General features: G+C 35.4%; 13 protein-coding genes. All 13 read left to right on the top strand.

Annotation, left to right across the window (positions count from 1 at the left end; translation table 11 throughout):
* Positions 1–891: 891 nt before the first annotated feature.
* The 13 genes from rfbC to GQR44_RS14165 all read left to right on the top strand — a co-directional run bounded on the left by rfbC (position 892) and on the right by GQR44_RS14165 (position 15975).
* Entirely contained in the window at positions 892–1437 is a 546-nt protein-coding gene (rfbC, locus tag GQR44_RS14225; protein ID WP_166372414.1) for a dTDP-4-dehydrorhamnose 3,5-epimerase, read from the top strand.
* A gap of 3 nt (positions 1438–1440) precedes the next feature.
* Complete coding sequence (locus GQR44_RS14220; protein ID WP_166372413.1) at positions 1441–2244, top strand: glycosyltransferase; 804 nt, start codon at positions 1441–1443, stop codon at positions 2242–2244.
* The gene (locus GQR44_RS14215) at positions 2241–3197 is read left to right on the top strand and encodes a glycosyltransferase family 2 protein (protein WP_166372412.1); all 957 of its coding nucleotides are present in this window, start codon (positions 2241–2243) and stop codon (positions 3195–3197) included. Before GQR44_RS14220 ends, GQR44_RS14215 begins: the two co-directional genes overlap by 4 nt.
* Before the next feature lie 29 nt (positions 3198–3226).
* Complete coding sequence (gene rfbD, locus GQR44_RS14210) at positions 3227–4159, top strand: dTDP-4-dehydrorhamnose reductase (RefSeq protein ID WP_166372411.1); 933 nt, start codon at positions 3227–3229, stop codon at positions 4157–4159.
* A 124-nt stretch (positions 4160–4283) separates the two neighbouring features.
* Complete coding sequence (locus tag GQR44_RS14205) at positions 4284–4619, top strand: four helix bundle protein (protein WP_166372410.1); 336 nt, start codon at positions 4284–4286, stop codon at positions 4617–4619.
* Positions 4620–4852: 233 nt separating this feature from the next.
* Positions 4853–5935, top strand: coding sequence for a dTDP-glucose 4,6-dehydratase (gene rfbB / locus GQR44_RS14200; RefSeq protein WP_166372409.1), 1083 nt, complete (start codon positions 4853–4855; stop codon positions 5933–5935).
* Positions 5932–10599, top strand: a complete 4668-nt coding sequence (locus GQR44_RS14195) for a glycosyltransferase (RefSeq protein WP_166372408.1) — start codon at positions 5932–5934, stop codon at positions 10597–10599. The genes rfbB and GQR44_RS14195 overlap by 4 nt, the downstream gene beginning before the upstream one ends.
* Positions 10600–10603: 4 nt before the next feature.
* Positions 10604–11611, top strand: coding sequence for a hypothetical protein (locus GQR44_RS14190; RefSeq protein ID WP_166372407.1), 1008 nt, complete (start codon positions 10604–10606; stop codon positions 11609–11611).
* Positions 11611–12483, top strand: a complete 873-nt coding sequence (locus GQR44_RS14185; protein ID WP_166372406.1) for a hypothetical protein — start codon at positions 11611–11613, stop codon at positions 12481–12483. The genes GQR44_RS14190 and GQR44_RS14185 overlap by 1 nt, the downstream gene beginning before the upstream one ends.
* Positions 12476–13348 (top strand): WcbI family polysaccharide biosynthesis putative acetyltransferase, encoded by an 873-nt coding sequence (locus GQR44_RS14180; RefSeq protein WP_166372405.1) that lies wholly within the window; start codon positions 12476–12478, stop codon positions 13346–13348. The genes GQR44_RS14185 and GQR44_RS14180 overlap by 8 nt, the downstream gene beginning before the upstream one ends.
* Before the next feature lie 156 nt (positions 13349–13504).
* Positions 13505–14344: a transposase gene (locus GQR44_RS14175; RefSeq protein WP_166372404.1), complete on the top strand. Its 840-nt coding sequence runs from the start codon at positions 13505–13507 to the stop codon at positions 14342–14344.
* A 178-nt stretch (positions 14345–14522) separates the two neighbouring features.
* Positions 14523–15233, top strand: a complete 711-nt coding sequence (locus GQR44_RS14170) for a sulfotransferase family 2 domain-containing protein (protein ID WP_205963084.1) — start codon at positions 14523–14525, stop codon at positions 15231–15233.
* Positions 15234–15354: 121 nt separating this feature from the next.
* Positions 15355–15975 carry a hypothetical protein gene (locus GQR44_RS14165; protein WP_166372402.1) on the top strand — a complete coding sequence of 207 codons (621 nt, stop codon included), beginning with the start codon at positions 15355–15357 and terminating at the stop codon, positions 15973–15975.
* The last annotated feature ends 108 nt before the right edge of the window (positions 15976–16083 follow it).

Below are 16083 nucleotides of genomic sequence, written 5' to 3'. Positions count from 1 at the left end.
AGCCTGCTTATTTTGACCTTGTTCTTTTGGTTTTTAGGTTTTTTCGTTATGTATAGGTTCGCGTTGCTCAGCAATGCGAATAACAATATGCGATAACTCGCATACTGGCAGGCTAAAAAAAGGAATCGCAGAGCTCTTCCGCTCATTGCCCTAGCCTGACGGCTAATTCGCTCAGCGCCCCGAATATCAAGCTAGGCTTGATAGCTATCGCACTATGCTGCGATGAGTGATGGTTTTAGTTTTTGTATAACGTAATTGACGAACAATATCGCAAGTTGCGAAACATCTTTAAGGGGCGCATGCTTTAGCCTGCTTATTTTGACCTTGTTCTTTTGGTTTTTAGGTTTTTTCGTTATGTATAGGTTCGCGTTGCTCAGCAATGCGAATAACAATATGTGATAACTCGCATACTTGCAGGCTAAAAAAAGGAATCGCAGAGCTCTTCCGCTCATTGCCCTAGCCTGCCGGCTAATTCGCCCAGCGGCCCGAATATCAAGCTAGGCTTGATAGCTATCGCACTGTGTCGCGATGAGTGATGGTTTTAGTTTTTGTATAACGTAATTGACGAACAATAAGCAAGTTGCGAAACATGTTTTGACTTTGGGGCGCTGGCTTCAGCCTGCTTATTTTGACCTTGTTCTTTTGGTTTTTAGGGTTGTTTTCGTTATGTATTGGTTCGCGTTGCTCAGCAATGCGAATAACAATATGCGATAACTCGCATACTAGCAGGCTAAAAAAAGGAATCGCAGAGCTCTTCCGCTCATTGCCCTAGCCTGACGGCTAATTCGCTCAGCGGCCCGAATATCAAGCTAGGCTTGATAGCTATCGCACTATGCTGCGATGAGCAACGATTTTTTTAAAATATTATCTAATTTATAACTGAGTGTATTTATGAAATTTATAGAAACAAATATCCCTGATGTGAAAATTATTGAACCACAGGTTTTTGGTGACGAACGTGGTTTTTTTATGGAAACATTCCGTACAACGTTATTTAACGAAAATTGTGGTGAGCGTGAGTTCGTTCAAGAAAATCACAGTAAATCAAGTCACGGTATTTTACGCGGGTTACATTACCAAACAGAAAACACACAGGGTAAATTAGTTCGTGTAACAAAAGGTGAAGTGTTTGATGTGGCAGTTGATATGCGCAAAGACTCGCCTACTTTTGGTCAGTGGGCTGGAGTATTATTGTCGGCTGAAAACAAGCGTCAACTTTGGGTGCCAGAAGGCTTTGCGCACGGCTTTTATGTAACAACGGATGAAGCAGAGTTTGTATACAAATGTACAGATATCTACAACCCAAGCGCAGAAGTATCAATTAAATGGGATGATCCTGAAATTAATATCGAATGGCCAATCAGCCCAGACCAAAAACCATTATTATCTGCAAAAGACGAAAACGGTTTAAGCTTCTCTGAAGCACCTAAGCTGTAACTAATGCACATATTTATCTCAATAGTATCTCATCGTCATCATGATGTGATTATCAATTTAAGCACCATTAAAACATTATCTAAATACGATGAAATAACCGTTGTGTGTAGAGATAATGTTCCTGTCGGTAAGCTAAAAAAATATTGTGATAAATATGGTGCTCATTATATTGAAAACGCTAATGAACAAGGCTTTTCTGCTAATAATAATGCTAATTATATGCACTGTAAATTTGAACTGGGCATGGAAGAAGACGATTACTTCATTCTATTAAATCCCGATGTATTTATTACCAAGTCAAATATACAAAAATTAATTGAAAATTTAAAAAAAGGCACAACAGATGTAGGTGTTGCTAATCTCTACCTTGATAGAGAAGAGATGGTGCATGACGATAATATCCGTCTATACCCTAAATTTTCTAGCTTCATAAAAACCTACTTACTCAATGATCGCTCTACTATGGTTAATCGCCAACAAGGCTTGCCACCATCTAAAGAGTACTGGGCAAGCTGCGCTTTTATGATTGTTAAAGCAGGTATTTATAATCAGCTTAATGGTCTAGATGAACGTTATTATATGTATTGTGAAGATATCGACTTCAGTTTTAGAGCGAATAAAGCTGGCTTTACACTTGAGTACTTTGAAGATGTAAAAGCAGTTCACTTTAGACGTTGTTCAAGTAAGCAATTTTTAAGTAAATACTTCTTTTGGCACGTACAAAGTGTTTTTAAGTATTCATTCAGTAAAAAGCAAGAGTCAGCATCAAACTCTAGTCTTAAATATCAAAATCGTTATAAAAAATGATTGATATAATCTTAGCGACTTACAATGGCGAAGCTTTTTTAGCGCAGCAGATTAAATCAATACAAAACAATGCCGGATATCATAAATGGGTGAATAAGATCATTGTCACTGACGATGGTTCAACGGATGGAACACAAACTATCATTGCTACATTATCAGCACAAGATAGCAAAATAATTTGGATTAAAAACAGTAGTGGAAGTAAAGGGCCTAAAGCTAACTTTGCTTTTGGGTTAAGTCAAAGCACTGCACAGTACATTATGTTATGTGATCAAGATGATATTTGGTTACCTCATAAAATAGAAACTTCCATTAAACACTTAAAACAAGCTGAAAGCACTTCACTTCCACAAACTCCGCTATTAATTTTTAGTGATAAACAAATCGTAGATGAAAACTTACAACAGATCTGTAGCAGCTACTTCACACTGAAGAACATAAGTAAAGAGTGGCATCTACAGTTTAATCAACTATGCCAACAGAACGTCATTTCAGGCTGCACAATGTTATTTAACCGTGCGTTAATTGATAAAGCCCTACCAATACCAGAAAAAGCGTATATGCACGATTGGTGGTTAGCGTTAGTGGCACACCGTTGTGGTGAAATTGTGTTTATTGATCAAACATTAATTCAGTATCGTCAACATCATGCAAATGTGATTGGTGCCAAGCATCGTGGCCAGCTCTCTTTATGTTTTCAGTTTTTCAAACATTTAAAAGCGTTTAAAGATAGCCAACAAGGGATCATTAATCAAGCTAGTGCTTTTAAAGCTTTTGAACAAAAAAATAAAATGACAGCAGATGCAACAATCAATACGCTAAGCCGTCTGAATTACCTACCAATGCACAAAAAAATATCTTATTTTTGTAAAGGGAATGTGACTCGTTCGCATTTATTAGGTAGACTTGCGCTTTTGATATCGCTTTTAACAAGTAAACGTCACCGGCATTAAATGCACACAGTTAAATGAGTAAGGTTGTTATGAAAGTATTAATTACAGGGAAGGGCGGACAGTTAGCCTGGGAATTAGAAAATAGTGCTCCTAAGAGGGTTGAGATACTAAGTTGTTCATCTCAAGAGTTGGATATTACTAATCAACAGCAAGTTAACGACACTATTGAACAATTTCAACCAGATATCGTCATAAATGCGGCTGCATATACTGCAGTAGATAAAGCTGAAACCGATACAGAAACTGCCTATGCGGTTAATGACCTAGGCAGTGAATATATTGCATTAGCTTGTAAAAAAATATCAGCAAAGTTAATTCATGTCTCAACCGATTTTGTATTTGACGGCACTAAAACAACCCCTTATCAAACAAACGATTCAGTTAATCCTATTAATGTTTACGGTGCATCAAAGCTAGCGGGTGATATTAAAGTAAATGATATATTAGGCGCACAAGCAACCATCATCCGTACCGCTTGGGTGTATTCAGTTAATGGTAATAACTTCGTTAAAACCATGCTACGTTTAATGGCAGAAAAAGAGCAATTAGGCATTGTATACGATCAAGTTGGCACACCTACTTGGGCAAAAGGCCTAGCGAAAATGATTTGGGCGTTAGTAGATAAAAGCCACAAGGAAAAAGGAAAAAGGGAAAACCTTGAACCTTTAAGCGAAGCGCCCTTGGGCCTTGTTTCTGAAACTACCCTGCTCCATTGGACTGATGCAGGTGTTTGTTCATGGTATGACTTTGCTGTCGCGATTCAAGAGTTAGCCATTGAAAAAGGCATGCTTGATAAAGCAATACCAGTACGCCCAATACCTGCAAGTGCTTATCCAACACCAGCCCAACGCCCAAGCTTCAGTGTGATTGACAAAAGCACCGCAGAACAAGCAAGCGGCGTAGAAACCATTCATTGGCGACAACAGCTATCAGCAATGATGGATGAATTGAAGAAAGCATAAGAAACGAGATACGAGATACGAGATGCGAGAAATCTAGCATCTAGTCATCTAGCATCTAGAACCTAGTCTCTAGAACCTAGCATCTAGTATCTAAAACTAACATTAATTATGCGGAGAGTGGGTGATGCTTTATCAAAATTTAGCGGTTTGGATACGAAGTCGAGCACTCTCTATCGATGTTTATCGAACATTAATAAATTGCCGTGATTATGGTTTTAAAGATCAAATCACAAGAAGCGCCCTTTCTGTTCCTAGTAATATTGCAGAAGGGTGTGAAAGAGAAAGCATTAAAGAACGGCATCGTTTTATTAGCATTGCAAAAGGGTCAATGGGCGAATTTAAAACTCAGGCGGATATAGGCACTGAAGTTGGCTTTATTGACCGTGAAAAAGGCTTACAGTGGCAACAAGAAGCTACTGAGCTATCAAAAATGCTCGGTGCCTTATTGAAAAAATTATAATTATATTTAAATGAATACTAGTCATCTAGCACCTAGCATCTAGTCATCTAGCATCTAGTCATCTAGCATCTAGTCATCTAGCATCTAGCACCTAGCATCTAGTCATCTAGCATCTAGTCATCTAGCATCTAGTCATCTAGCATCTAGTCATCTAGCATCTAGCATCTAGTCATCTAGCATCTAGCATCTAGTCATCTAGCACCTAGTATTCAACAACCAAATTAAGGAAAAAAATGACAACTCGAAACTTATTAATAACAGGCGGTGCTGGTTTTATTGGTGCAAACTACGTTTTATATTGGCTAGCGAACAACCCTCAAGATAAAGTAGTGGTGTTAGATGCATTAACTTATGCCGGTAACCGCGAAAGTTTAGCGTCTGTTGAAGATCATCCTAACTTTGTATTTGCTCACGGTGATATTTGCGATACCGCATTAGTAGAAACCTTACTTAAAGAACATAGCATTGATACGTTAGTGCATTTTGCGGCTGAGTCTCATGTTGACCGTTCTATTACGGGCCCTGATGCATTTATCGAAACTAACATCATTGGTACCTATAGCTTATTAAAAGCGGCTAAAAAAGTTTGGATAGATGAACCCAAAGCGAATGGCCAAGCTCCGCTTAAACATCGCTTCCATCATGTATCAACAGATGAAGTTTACGGTGAACTGGGCCCTAATGATCCCGCGTTTACTGAAGAAACAGCGTATGCACCAAACTCGCCTTATTCGGCTTCTAAAGCGGCCTCTGATCATCTAGTGCGAGCTTATCACCATACTTACGGCTTAGAAGTAACTACCTCTAATTGTTCTAATAACTATGGCCCATATCACTTCCCTGAAAAGTTGATTCCATTGATTATTACTAATATCTTATTTGATAAACCATTGCCTGTTTATGGTGATGGTCAACAAATTCGTGATTGGTTATACGTAGAAGATCATGCTCGTGGTATCGAGTTAGTGTTAAATAAAGGTCGTTTAGGTGAAAACTACAATATTGGTGGCCATAATGAATGGGCTAATATTGATATCGTGAAATTAGTGTGTAAATTGTTAAATGAACAGTTTAAAAACAACCCAGAACTAGCGACGGCATATCCATTAGCTAAAGCTGCTTTAGCAAACAAAACTGAAGAGTTAATTACCTTTGTAGAAGACAGGGCTGGGCATGACTGGCGCTATGCTATTGACGCAACTAAAACTAATAATGAATTAGGTTATAAACCTGTAGAGTCTTTTGAGACGGGGATTAGGAAGACGGTTGAGTGGTATTTGGGTAATGAAGATTGGTGGAAAGAGTTACTGAGATGACTCATACGATAGGAGAGTATAATCCTGATGATGACTCAAAATTAAATATTACAACGAAAACCACTAAATTAAAGCGAACGCATATGAAAGAAATAAAAGAAACGATTCAAAATGTAACAGATGAAACTCATATAGAAATTATTGGTGCTTCTGGTCTTATTGATGAAATCTATTATGCAAATAATAATCCAGAGGATAAGCTTGATGATCTCGTTGAAGATTATTATTTTTTGGGCTGCGTGAAAGGGGTGCCCCCTTCTTTCTTATTTAACACTCAATACTATATTATGAATAATCGAGATGTTGTCGAAGCGGATATAAATCCTTTGGTTCATTATATTACAAATGGCGAAGAAGAAGGCCGTGCACCTTGTGATTTTGTTGATTTAGAACACTTAAAAAATCAAATACCAGACAGTATTAATTGTACTTATCTTGCTTATTTCTACAATAATGAAACTGAATTAGGTATTTCTGCACATCCATATTTTGATACGGAATACTACCTTGCTACAAATAATGATGTCGCAGAAGCCGGTATTTCACCTTATCATCACTTTATTGCAAAGGGGGCGTTTGAAGGGCGAAGCCCAAGAATGGATATTGATTTTGCTGATTATTTAGAAAGTAATGTTATTGATACTAATAAAAACCATCCTTTTTTGCATTTTATTCGCTTCAGCAATCATTCTTTAGAAATAGATATGGGTTTATCAAATAGTATTTCTATTTTAGATGGGACTTCTTCAATATCTAACGTTATTCCTCTAACGGAAAAATCAAATGTTTCTGATATGAAGGAAGAAATACCCACAATAGTTCAAGCAGAACAGGAGTTCCAAGAGGTTGAACAAGTTCAGGAAACTATTTTAGAAAAAATTGAAGTACCACAAGATATGTTTGAAGTCATTGGTAAGTCTGAAATATTTGATGTTGATTATTATCTATGTTTTATTAATGATATTGCACCATATGATAACCCCATTCAGCATTACATTGCTGTCGGACATGATCAACTGTTTGATCCGTCACCATTTTTCTCAACCAAATTCTACTTGGCATCAAACCCCGAGGTTAAAGAAAATAAAACCAACAGCCTTTATCATTACGTAACAATCGGCGAAAGTGAAGGGCGTAAACCTAATCCATTATTTGCTCCTCATGAGTACTTAGAACTGAATGAAGACTTGACTGACATAAAACGCTCATTGTTAGGACACTATTGTCATTGTGGTATCTATGAAGGTCGTTCGTTTGCGAAAAATAAATTGTTAAACGAAGCACCAAGTATTGAAGTGGTGACGGAACCTGCTGAGGTCACTGAAGAGAACCCGAAACTAATTTTTGATGCTCACTATTATTTAACAAATAATAATGATGTAAGAGAAGCTGGTATTGATCCTCTGGCGCACTACTTTAATGCTGGTGAAAAAGAGGGGCGCAAACCAAATTCATATTTTGATCCTTTATTTTATTATGCCATTAACCCTGATATACGTATTTTAGGTTTATCTGCATTTGAACACTTTTCTGGATTTGGTTTTTACGAAGGACGAGAGGGGATAGAAACCAAAGTAAATAATCGTAGCCATGCAATAAAACCATTACTTTTTGTTGGGCATGATGGTATTCAAGCTGGTTCTGAAATCGTACTGCTAGAGATTATTAAATGGTTTTATGAGCATACTAATCGCCGTCTAAAAGTTTTATTGCTTTCCCCAGGCCCTGTTGCTAATCAATATGTCAAATATGCAGATGTTCTTGTGTTGCCTGAAAATACGGTAGATGACCCTGAATTATTGAAGCTATTTTTAAAAGAAGACTTTGAGTTTGCTTACTTAAATACTGTGGTCAGTGGGAAAGTCTTCGATATTCTCGATGAATACAAAATAAAATTTTCTGATAATATCATTACCCATATTCATGAAATGGAAAAAGTCATAGCTGAAAACTTGAGCAGCTTTAAACGTTTAGTTAAGCACTCCAAGCATTTTATATCTGCTTCTCCTGCAACCACTGCCACACTAGTAGATAAACATAAATTATTAGAGTCTGACATCACAACAGTGCCTGCTTTTATTAGAATAGTTGACCCTGAGTTAACAAATTTAACTTCGCTTAAATCTTCAATGAGAGCGGAGCTTTCTATTCCTGAAAATGCAATTGTTGTCGGTGGATGCGGTACGGTATATTGGCGTAAAGGCCCGGATATCTTTTTAGAAAGTGCTAGACGTGTCTTAAATGAAGAAAGCCCTGAAATACACTTCGTTTGGATTGGGCCAGGGCCTGACCTTGAAACATTAAAAAGCTCTATTACTGAAGAAGAAGCTAACTATATACATTTTATAGGGGAAAGATCTGATGCGAATAAAGCAATTGCAGTAGCAGATATCTTTTACATGTGTTCTCGTGAAGATCCATTTCCTTTGGTTGTTATGGAATCTGCTCAGCATTGTATTCCAACGATTTGTTTTTCTGAAGCAACAGGAATTACTGCATTTATAAAAGATGATGCAGGAATTTGTTTAGACTTTATTGATGCTCAAAAAGGTGCTGAAGCTATTTTAATGTTAGCTAATGATCGAAATATGCTAAATAAAATGGGTAACGTAGCTAGAGAGCGAGTAACAGGCAATTACACCAGTGAAATACAGTGCTTAAATATTTATAAAGCGTTAGAAGAGTTCACCACTTATCAACCAAGTGTTAGTGTTGTTATACCTATGTATAACCATGAAGATTTTATTGATGAACGGATTCAATCAGTTTTAAATCAAAATATTAAAGATATTGAGGTGATTGTATTAGATGATTGTTCAAAAGATGAATCGATAGTAACGGCTAAAAAATACGAAAATGATTTTCGTCTATCAGTGACCACAAATATTAAAAATACAGGCTCGCCATTTGCGCAATGGAAAAAAGGGCTTATTAAAGCAAAATCAGATGTATTATGGATAGCAGAAGGGGATGATAGTTGCGATGACAACTTTATTTCGACTCTTTTACCCTATTTTGATGATCCGATGGTTAATATTGCTTCTGGTAAGACGGTTATCATGGATGAAAAAGGTACCTTAAACCCTCTTGCATTAGAACCTTATCTAGACCGTGCTTATCAAGATAAGTACAAAAGTAGTTTCATTATTGATGGTTTTGAAGAAGTTAATCAGAACTTTGGTGCCGTATGTACTCTCGTTAATGCAAGTGGATTATTAATCAGAAAAAGTAGTGTTGATTTAAGCATATTAGAAGAAGCTGGCTCTTTTAAAATGTGCGGAGACTGGTTGATATATTTGGCGAGCTTACGAGGTGGTAAGTTAGCCTATGATGTTTCAACACATAACTATTTTAGACGCCATAGCGCATCAGTTGTTAATAAAATAGAAGGCTCTGAAATATACTTTAATGAACGATATAAAATATCAGAGTTTGTATTCAAAAATTTTAATCTATCTAAAAAATTAATTAGAAGAACATTTGAAGCGATTGACGGGGAGTGGGCAAGGTTTAGCTATAAACACGACAGTAAAACATTAAATGACTTATATGATAAAAATAAACTAACAACGCTTGCGACAGAAAATCAGACAGCGAAGCATATTGGTTTATATGTACATGGTATGCTTTTTTCTAAAGGTGGTATCGAGCGTTTAGCCGCAGATTTAGCAAATTATTTTGTTGAGCAAGGTTACAAGGTGACTATTTATGCAAGGAATTGGGGTAACAAAACTACTTCGGTATATTCACTCTATGAAAATGTAGCCGTGAAAGGGATTTTTGATGAAACTCAACAAGAAAGTAGCATCAAGCAGCTAAGAAAATCATTACTCGATGATGATATTGATGTATTTATTCCTATGTTGTCAGAATGGTTGTTTACACCGATTGTTGAAGCAGCTAAACATACAGGTATACCTGTTATCGCTTCTGAACATAACGACCCTTGGAAAATAGAAGAATTATGGTGGAAAAGGTCGGAAAGGTTAAAATGCTTTGAACAAGTGGAATATTTACATTTGTTACTTAATAAATTTAGTGATTCGTTACCAGCTGAATTACAAGGTAAGGTAAGCACTATTCCTAATGGTATTGAATTACCTGAATATGTAGCACCCTATGCACAAAGAGAAAAATTAATTGTCGGCATCGGTCGTTTAGCGGAACAAAAACGTTTTGACCGCTTAATTGATGCAGTTGCACTAATTAAAGATCCCCTTATCGAAGCAGGGTGGCGAGTTGAAATATATGGTGAAGGGCATCTACGTGAAGAGTTACAAACTCAAATAGAAGAGTTAGAGCTTAATGACTTAATTGTTTTAAAAGGCCTCACAAACGATATAAGCGCCATTTTAAATAAAGCTGCGATTAATGTTATGCCTTCTGAATTTGAAGGATTTGGGATCGCTTTGGTAGAAGCGATGGCACATGGACTTCCTTCGATTGCTTTTACCGAATGTAATGGCCCTAATGAAATTATTAGCAGTAAGACAGGAGTACTTGTAGATTCCGTGCCTGCTTTGAGCGAAAATTTAAGATTGCTAATTAGCAATGAAAAAAAACGAACTGTTATGTCAAAGAATGCCGTGTTTTCCGCAAAAAAATATCAGAAAAAAGAAGTATTTCCTTTGTGGATTGAAATGATTAATAAAGTGATAGGATAAGTAAATGAAAGAACTAATAATACACGCAGGAATGCCTAAGAATGGTTCATCTGCATTGCAAGTCATGTTTGCAAAAAATTATAATGCGTTAAAAAAATTATCGTTAGATTATTTCAAAATGGGGGATTTTGACGCTGGGTTAAAAGGTGCAATTACATCGGGTAATGGCGCATTATTATCTAGAAGTTTATTGGGTGAAAAGCACGAAGCATATTTGAATGATCCAGATAAAAAACATTTGAAGGAATTACTTCGATTGGTTAAAAACAGTGATTCCGACATAGGAATCGTTTCTTCCGAGTTTTTTACTAATATACCGACCCCTTCAATTGAATTGTTAAAGCAAGCATGTTCAAAAATTGGTGTTACCGTAAAGTATTTTTATTATGTGCGTCGACAAGATCAATTTTTAATGTCAGGTTATATGCAACGTGTTAAACGTCACCATTGTATTGAATATCCTGAGAAATTTGTGCAAGAATCTTATAAAAATGTTGGATTTTTAAATTATTATTCTTTTTCTGAAGCTATTGCAAAAGTGCTGGGTAAAGAGAATGTAATTGTAAGAAATTTTGATATATGTAAAAAGCATCCAAAAGGATTAGCCATAGATTTTATTGAGACTCTTGGTTGTGATATTAGCGATTTCTCAATTCCAAACGATGTTGTTAATATTAGCCCTACTCCATTGGAAATTAAAACCTTACTTGTTTTAAATAAATATAAGCCTAATTTGTCTCTAACGGATGGAATTGTAAGGGATAGTATTCTTTATGGACGAGGAAGATTAGCGACTCAACATTCGATATTAAAGCCGGCATTGTGTAAAGAAGTTTTGGATTTTTTTAGTAACCAAAATAATCGACTTAATCAAGGGTTTTTAGGCAAGGGTCAACAGCTTGATTTGGCTATAAACGACTCATCTTATATAGATCTTGAAAAGCTTGAATTATCTACAATGGAGTTATTAGATATTGTAGGTTCTATTTTAGTTAGAATGGATAAAAAATAATGAAAACTATATATATTCATATTGGAGACGCCAAAACCGGTTCATCTACTATACAAAGGTTTTTAACTATAAACCGAGAATATAATTTGGGGTTAGGCGTTGATTATGTAAATGTAGGTCTATTAGCTTCTGAAGGAATTGCTCAGCATAAGTTAGCTTTTTCAATCAATAATGATACAAAAAGATACCATAAAGAAAAAAATCAATTATATGGCTCACTAACAAGGCATATAATAAATTCTAAATCTAATAAATATATAATAAGTTCGGAAGGTTTTTGTTCGCTGCGAACTATTGAAGAAATTAAAGATTTAAAAGAACAATTACCAAACAATGTAGAAATTAAAATCATAGCCTATTTGAGGTGCGCAGATAAGTGGATTGAGTCTTGGTATTCACAAGTTGTAAAAAATTTTCCTTTTACACAAGCAAAATTTTCTGATTTCTTAAAAAGGAATCAAGATCCTGCATATAATGTAATATTAAAGTATGCTCAAGTCTTCGGAAATCAAAATGTGATTGTAAGAGCCTTTGATAAAAGAAGTTTTTACCAAAATAGTTTAATTGATGATGTATGCAAAATAATAGGTATTGATGCTTTAAAAAATAGTGAAGTTGATGATGAAAATATCAGCCCAGATGTTCATTGTATAGAGTTATTAAGAGTGCTAAATGAAAAGTTAATAATTAATAATAGTGAAAGAGTTACTTTGTATCAACAAATAATTAAATCTTATAAAAATACTAAAGATAAGAGTTTTTTCTCAGAAGAAGAACGAGAGAATATACGCTTAAAATATAAAGTACAAATTAATGAGATTGAAAAAAATGTTATATTAAAAGAGGGGGCTTTAAGGTTACTATATGATTAAAAATAAATTTACTATTATCGGTAATTGTCAAATAGACAGCATATTGAAGTTTTTGATGCTATCTCCAAAATTTTCAAGTGCTTATGAGTATATTAGGGTGCCTCCTGTACATACAATTCCTACGAATATTCAAGATACTTATTTAGATAAAATAAAATCATTAGACCTTGTTATTCAGCAACCAATTGTCGACGTAAAAAGGTTCCCTTATTTAACAAATAGCGTTATAAATAAAACCCTTTCTGAAAGCTGTAAAATAATAAATATTCCTTCTGCATATTACTCTGGATATTTTCCAACATATGAATCGCTCGATGGAGTTACTGGTGCTATTGGTGGAATCCATAACTATCAATTAATAGACTGTTTCTTAAAAGGAGTAAGCGAATCCGGAGCAGTAGAGATTATTAATAACCTTACTGGGTTAACTTCACAACAAATTGAGAACCAGCATTTTTCTTCTATTCAGAATTTACATAGGCGTGAAATTGAAAATAAATTAGATGTAAAATTATCCGCATTTATAATTGAAAACTTTCAGTCCAAAAGATTATTTTATACATTTAATCATCCCACTGGAGAGACCGTTAAGTATATTGCAGAGCAGATCTTAAAACTTTGCGATATAGATGACAAAGTTATTTGTAATGATACGGATCTTTTAAACCATATTATTTTACCTGTAAACCCAAAAATATCGGCTATATTAGGTTTGAAATTTTCCCAAATAGAAATCATCAAAGATAAAACCATCATTGAATTAGATGAACAAGTATCTCTAGATTATAAAACGTATAGTGGATTAGATATAAAATTTCTTAAACGTATGATTGTTAATAAAAAAAACTTTTTAAATAATATTTAATTTCTAACTCAACAACCACCTACTAAAGTAGGTGGGTTAGTTTTACGTGGTCATCGCGTGGTCATCGGGGTCAAGTCTTGATTTTTGCATGATTAGTTCTTTTATCGATTTTTAGGCTAACCTTATTGCATATTGTTTAACTTGTTAAGGTGCTTTATGAGTCGACCGTTACGCTTAGAGTTTGCTGGTGCGCTTTACCATGTCACTTCACGGGGCAATGGTCGGAATATCATTTATCTTCAAGATGATGATTTTGAATTGTTTTTAGCGATTTTAGCCGATGTCTGTGATCGCTATAATTGGGTTGTTCATGCCTATTGTTTAATGAGCAATCATTATCATCTTTTGGTCGAAACGCCCGATGCAAACCTTAGTAAAGGGATGCGCCACCTAAATGGTGTTTTCACCCAATCAATGAACCGTAGACATGGCCGTGTAGGGCATTTATTTCAAGGTAGGTACAAGGCCATTTTAGTTGATAAAGATGTCTACCTGCTCGAATTATGCCGATACATTGTTTTAAATCCAGTTAGAGCTAAAATGGTTAATTCTCCCGATGAGTGGTTGTGGTCTAGTTGGCATTGCATGCTTGGGAATGCTGATTCGCCAGAATGGTTATCGACAGATGCTTTACTGAAGTTATTTGCCAATAATCGGCGAGATGCTATTCGAGCCTATATTGTTTTTGTTAAAGATGGTGTGGGTAAGTCAGTATGGAATGATTTACAGCATCAAATATTCCTAGGTGATGATGATTTTGTTGCAAAGCATCAAGAAATGCAAAGTGAACGAGAAGGAGATTTACTTGAAATTCCTTTTAAACAGCGAAGTGCAACACCTCTGACACTAAAAGAATACGAATCTAATGCAATAGATAAGCACCAAGCAATACTTAATGCATATCGCTCTGGTGGCTATACGCAAAAGCAGATTGGTGATTATTTTGGCTTACATTACTCTCAAATTAGTCGTATTATTGCAAAATACAAGACTTGACCCCATGAGTGGGATAACAGACCCCATGAGTGGGATAACATGAGTGGGATAATGGGTGATCCCATGAGAAGCTTTTAATTTAAATAACGGGCTATTTAATAATATGTTTAATTTTAGTGCAAACTCTTTTAATAATTTAAACCAAAACGGGCAACATCAGTTTTGTATGAATTATGCAATGCAGATCTTTAATAGTAACGCTATTTACAGTTTTATCCCTAAAAATGGCTGTTCTACACTGCGTTTATCAGTTGCGATTGCTAATGGTTGTATTACGAATATTGAACAGGGAAATTGGATACACCAAAATAACCAAACATTTAAACCGACATTAAGAGATGCGGCTACTGCACAGTATAAGTTTGTTATTTTACGTTGCCCCTTTAGACGGTTAGCGAGTGTATTTTTAGATAAATTTATCGCTAAAGAGCCGGATGCTTGGCAATACCGAGACTTATTGAAACGTGAGGTTAATCTTGATGAGCTAACCTTTGAACAATTTGTTAAGTCGCTTGCTGTACCACCAATGAAAGGGGCTAATATACATTGGAAGCCACAGAGTGCTTTTTTATTGTTTGATGAATATGATGATTATTTTGCACTGGAACATTTTGACGAAGTAATCAATACATTAAAAAATAAAATAGATTTTACTGTTGTGGATGCCCGTTCATTAACTGAGCATGGGACAGATAAGTATCAGTTACTTGATGATGTCGATTATAGTCAGGCTGCAGCCTTTGATATTGCTTTATTGAAGCGTCAAGCACAGTGCCCGAGCCATCAGTCTTTATATACACCAGAGCTTGTTGAAATAGTTAAGTGTTTATATGCTGAAGATATTTCACTCTATAAAAGTAAATGCAATGCCAACGATATGCTGTTTTAATCTAAGATTCTTTATATAGCGTATTATTTTTTAATGCTATCCACTTAATATTAATCAATCTGATGAACGGCTTTAAAAGGCTTGTTGTTATTGTTCGTTAAGCGACACTAGGCTATTTAAAATGAAAAAAACACTGATTGCGACAACGCTGAGAATTATCCCTAAAACACTACAAAATAAAGCGTTATGCAAAGCATTGAATTATGCGCTGGCTAAAGAGAATCTTAGTGCACTTCAGGATCAGATAATAAAGCTTAACGTCAATGACCTTAAACGTAGTTGGTTTGTGACTTATGATGGTATTGCTTTTATCCCCACTAAAAAGCGTAAGACGACCCTTGAAATAAAAACAAAGTTTAATACGGCGATGCAACTCGGTAATAAAGATGTCATTATTAATGCCCTACAACAAGGTGATATTGAACTCATCGGTGAGGGCGAATTAGTTGAGGCAACACATGGTTACCTCTCTCGCCTCGACAGTGATCGCTTAGATAATATTTCATCACACCTTTTTTCATTTCTTAATATTAAAACTAAACCTCGTCTTGATATTAATAGCGTGCAGCTGAATGATTTAAAAAACAATGCTGACGTTGATTTTATTCGAGATGAAGCGCTTAAAATAGAAAAAACAGATCTTAAAAAAGCGCTCTCTTTAATGACGTTAGCGCATCAAGCACGACCTAATGGCCCTTTCATTAAGCAAAAAGTAGCTGAGTATCAAAACAAGTTAAATTAAAAGGTAACTGTCAGTAGTCAATGATTTTTCTCTTGATTACCTAAATCTTTGTATTTTTTCAGATTTAAAAGATCTGCAGCCAAATAAGTTATAGTATTATAATTTACT

Origin of the sequence: Psychromonas sp. SA13A, assembly GCF_011378715.1 — a bacterium.
Taxonomy (GTDB): Bacteria; Pseudomonadota; Gammaproteobacteria; order Enterobacterales; family Psychromonadaceae; genus Psychromonas.
Note: the sequence above shows the minus strand (reverse complement) of the source record. Positions and strands in the feature narration are given on the sequence as shown.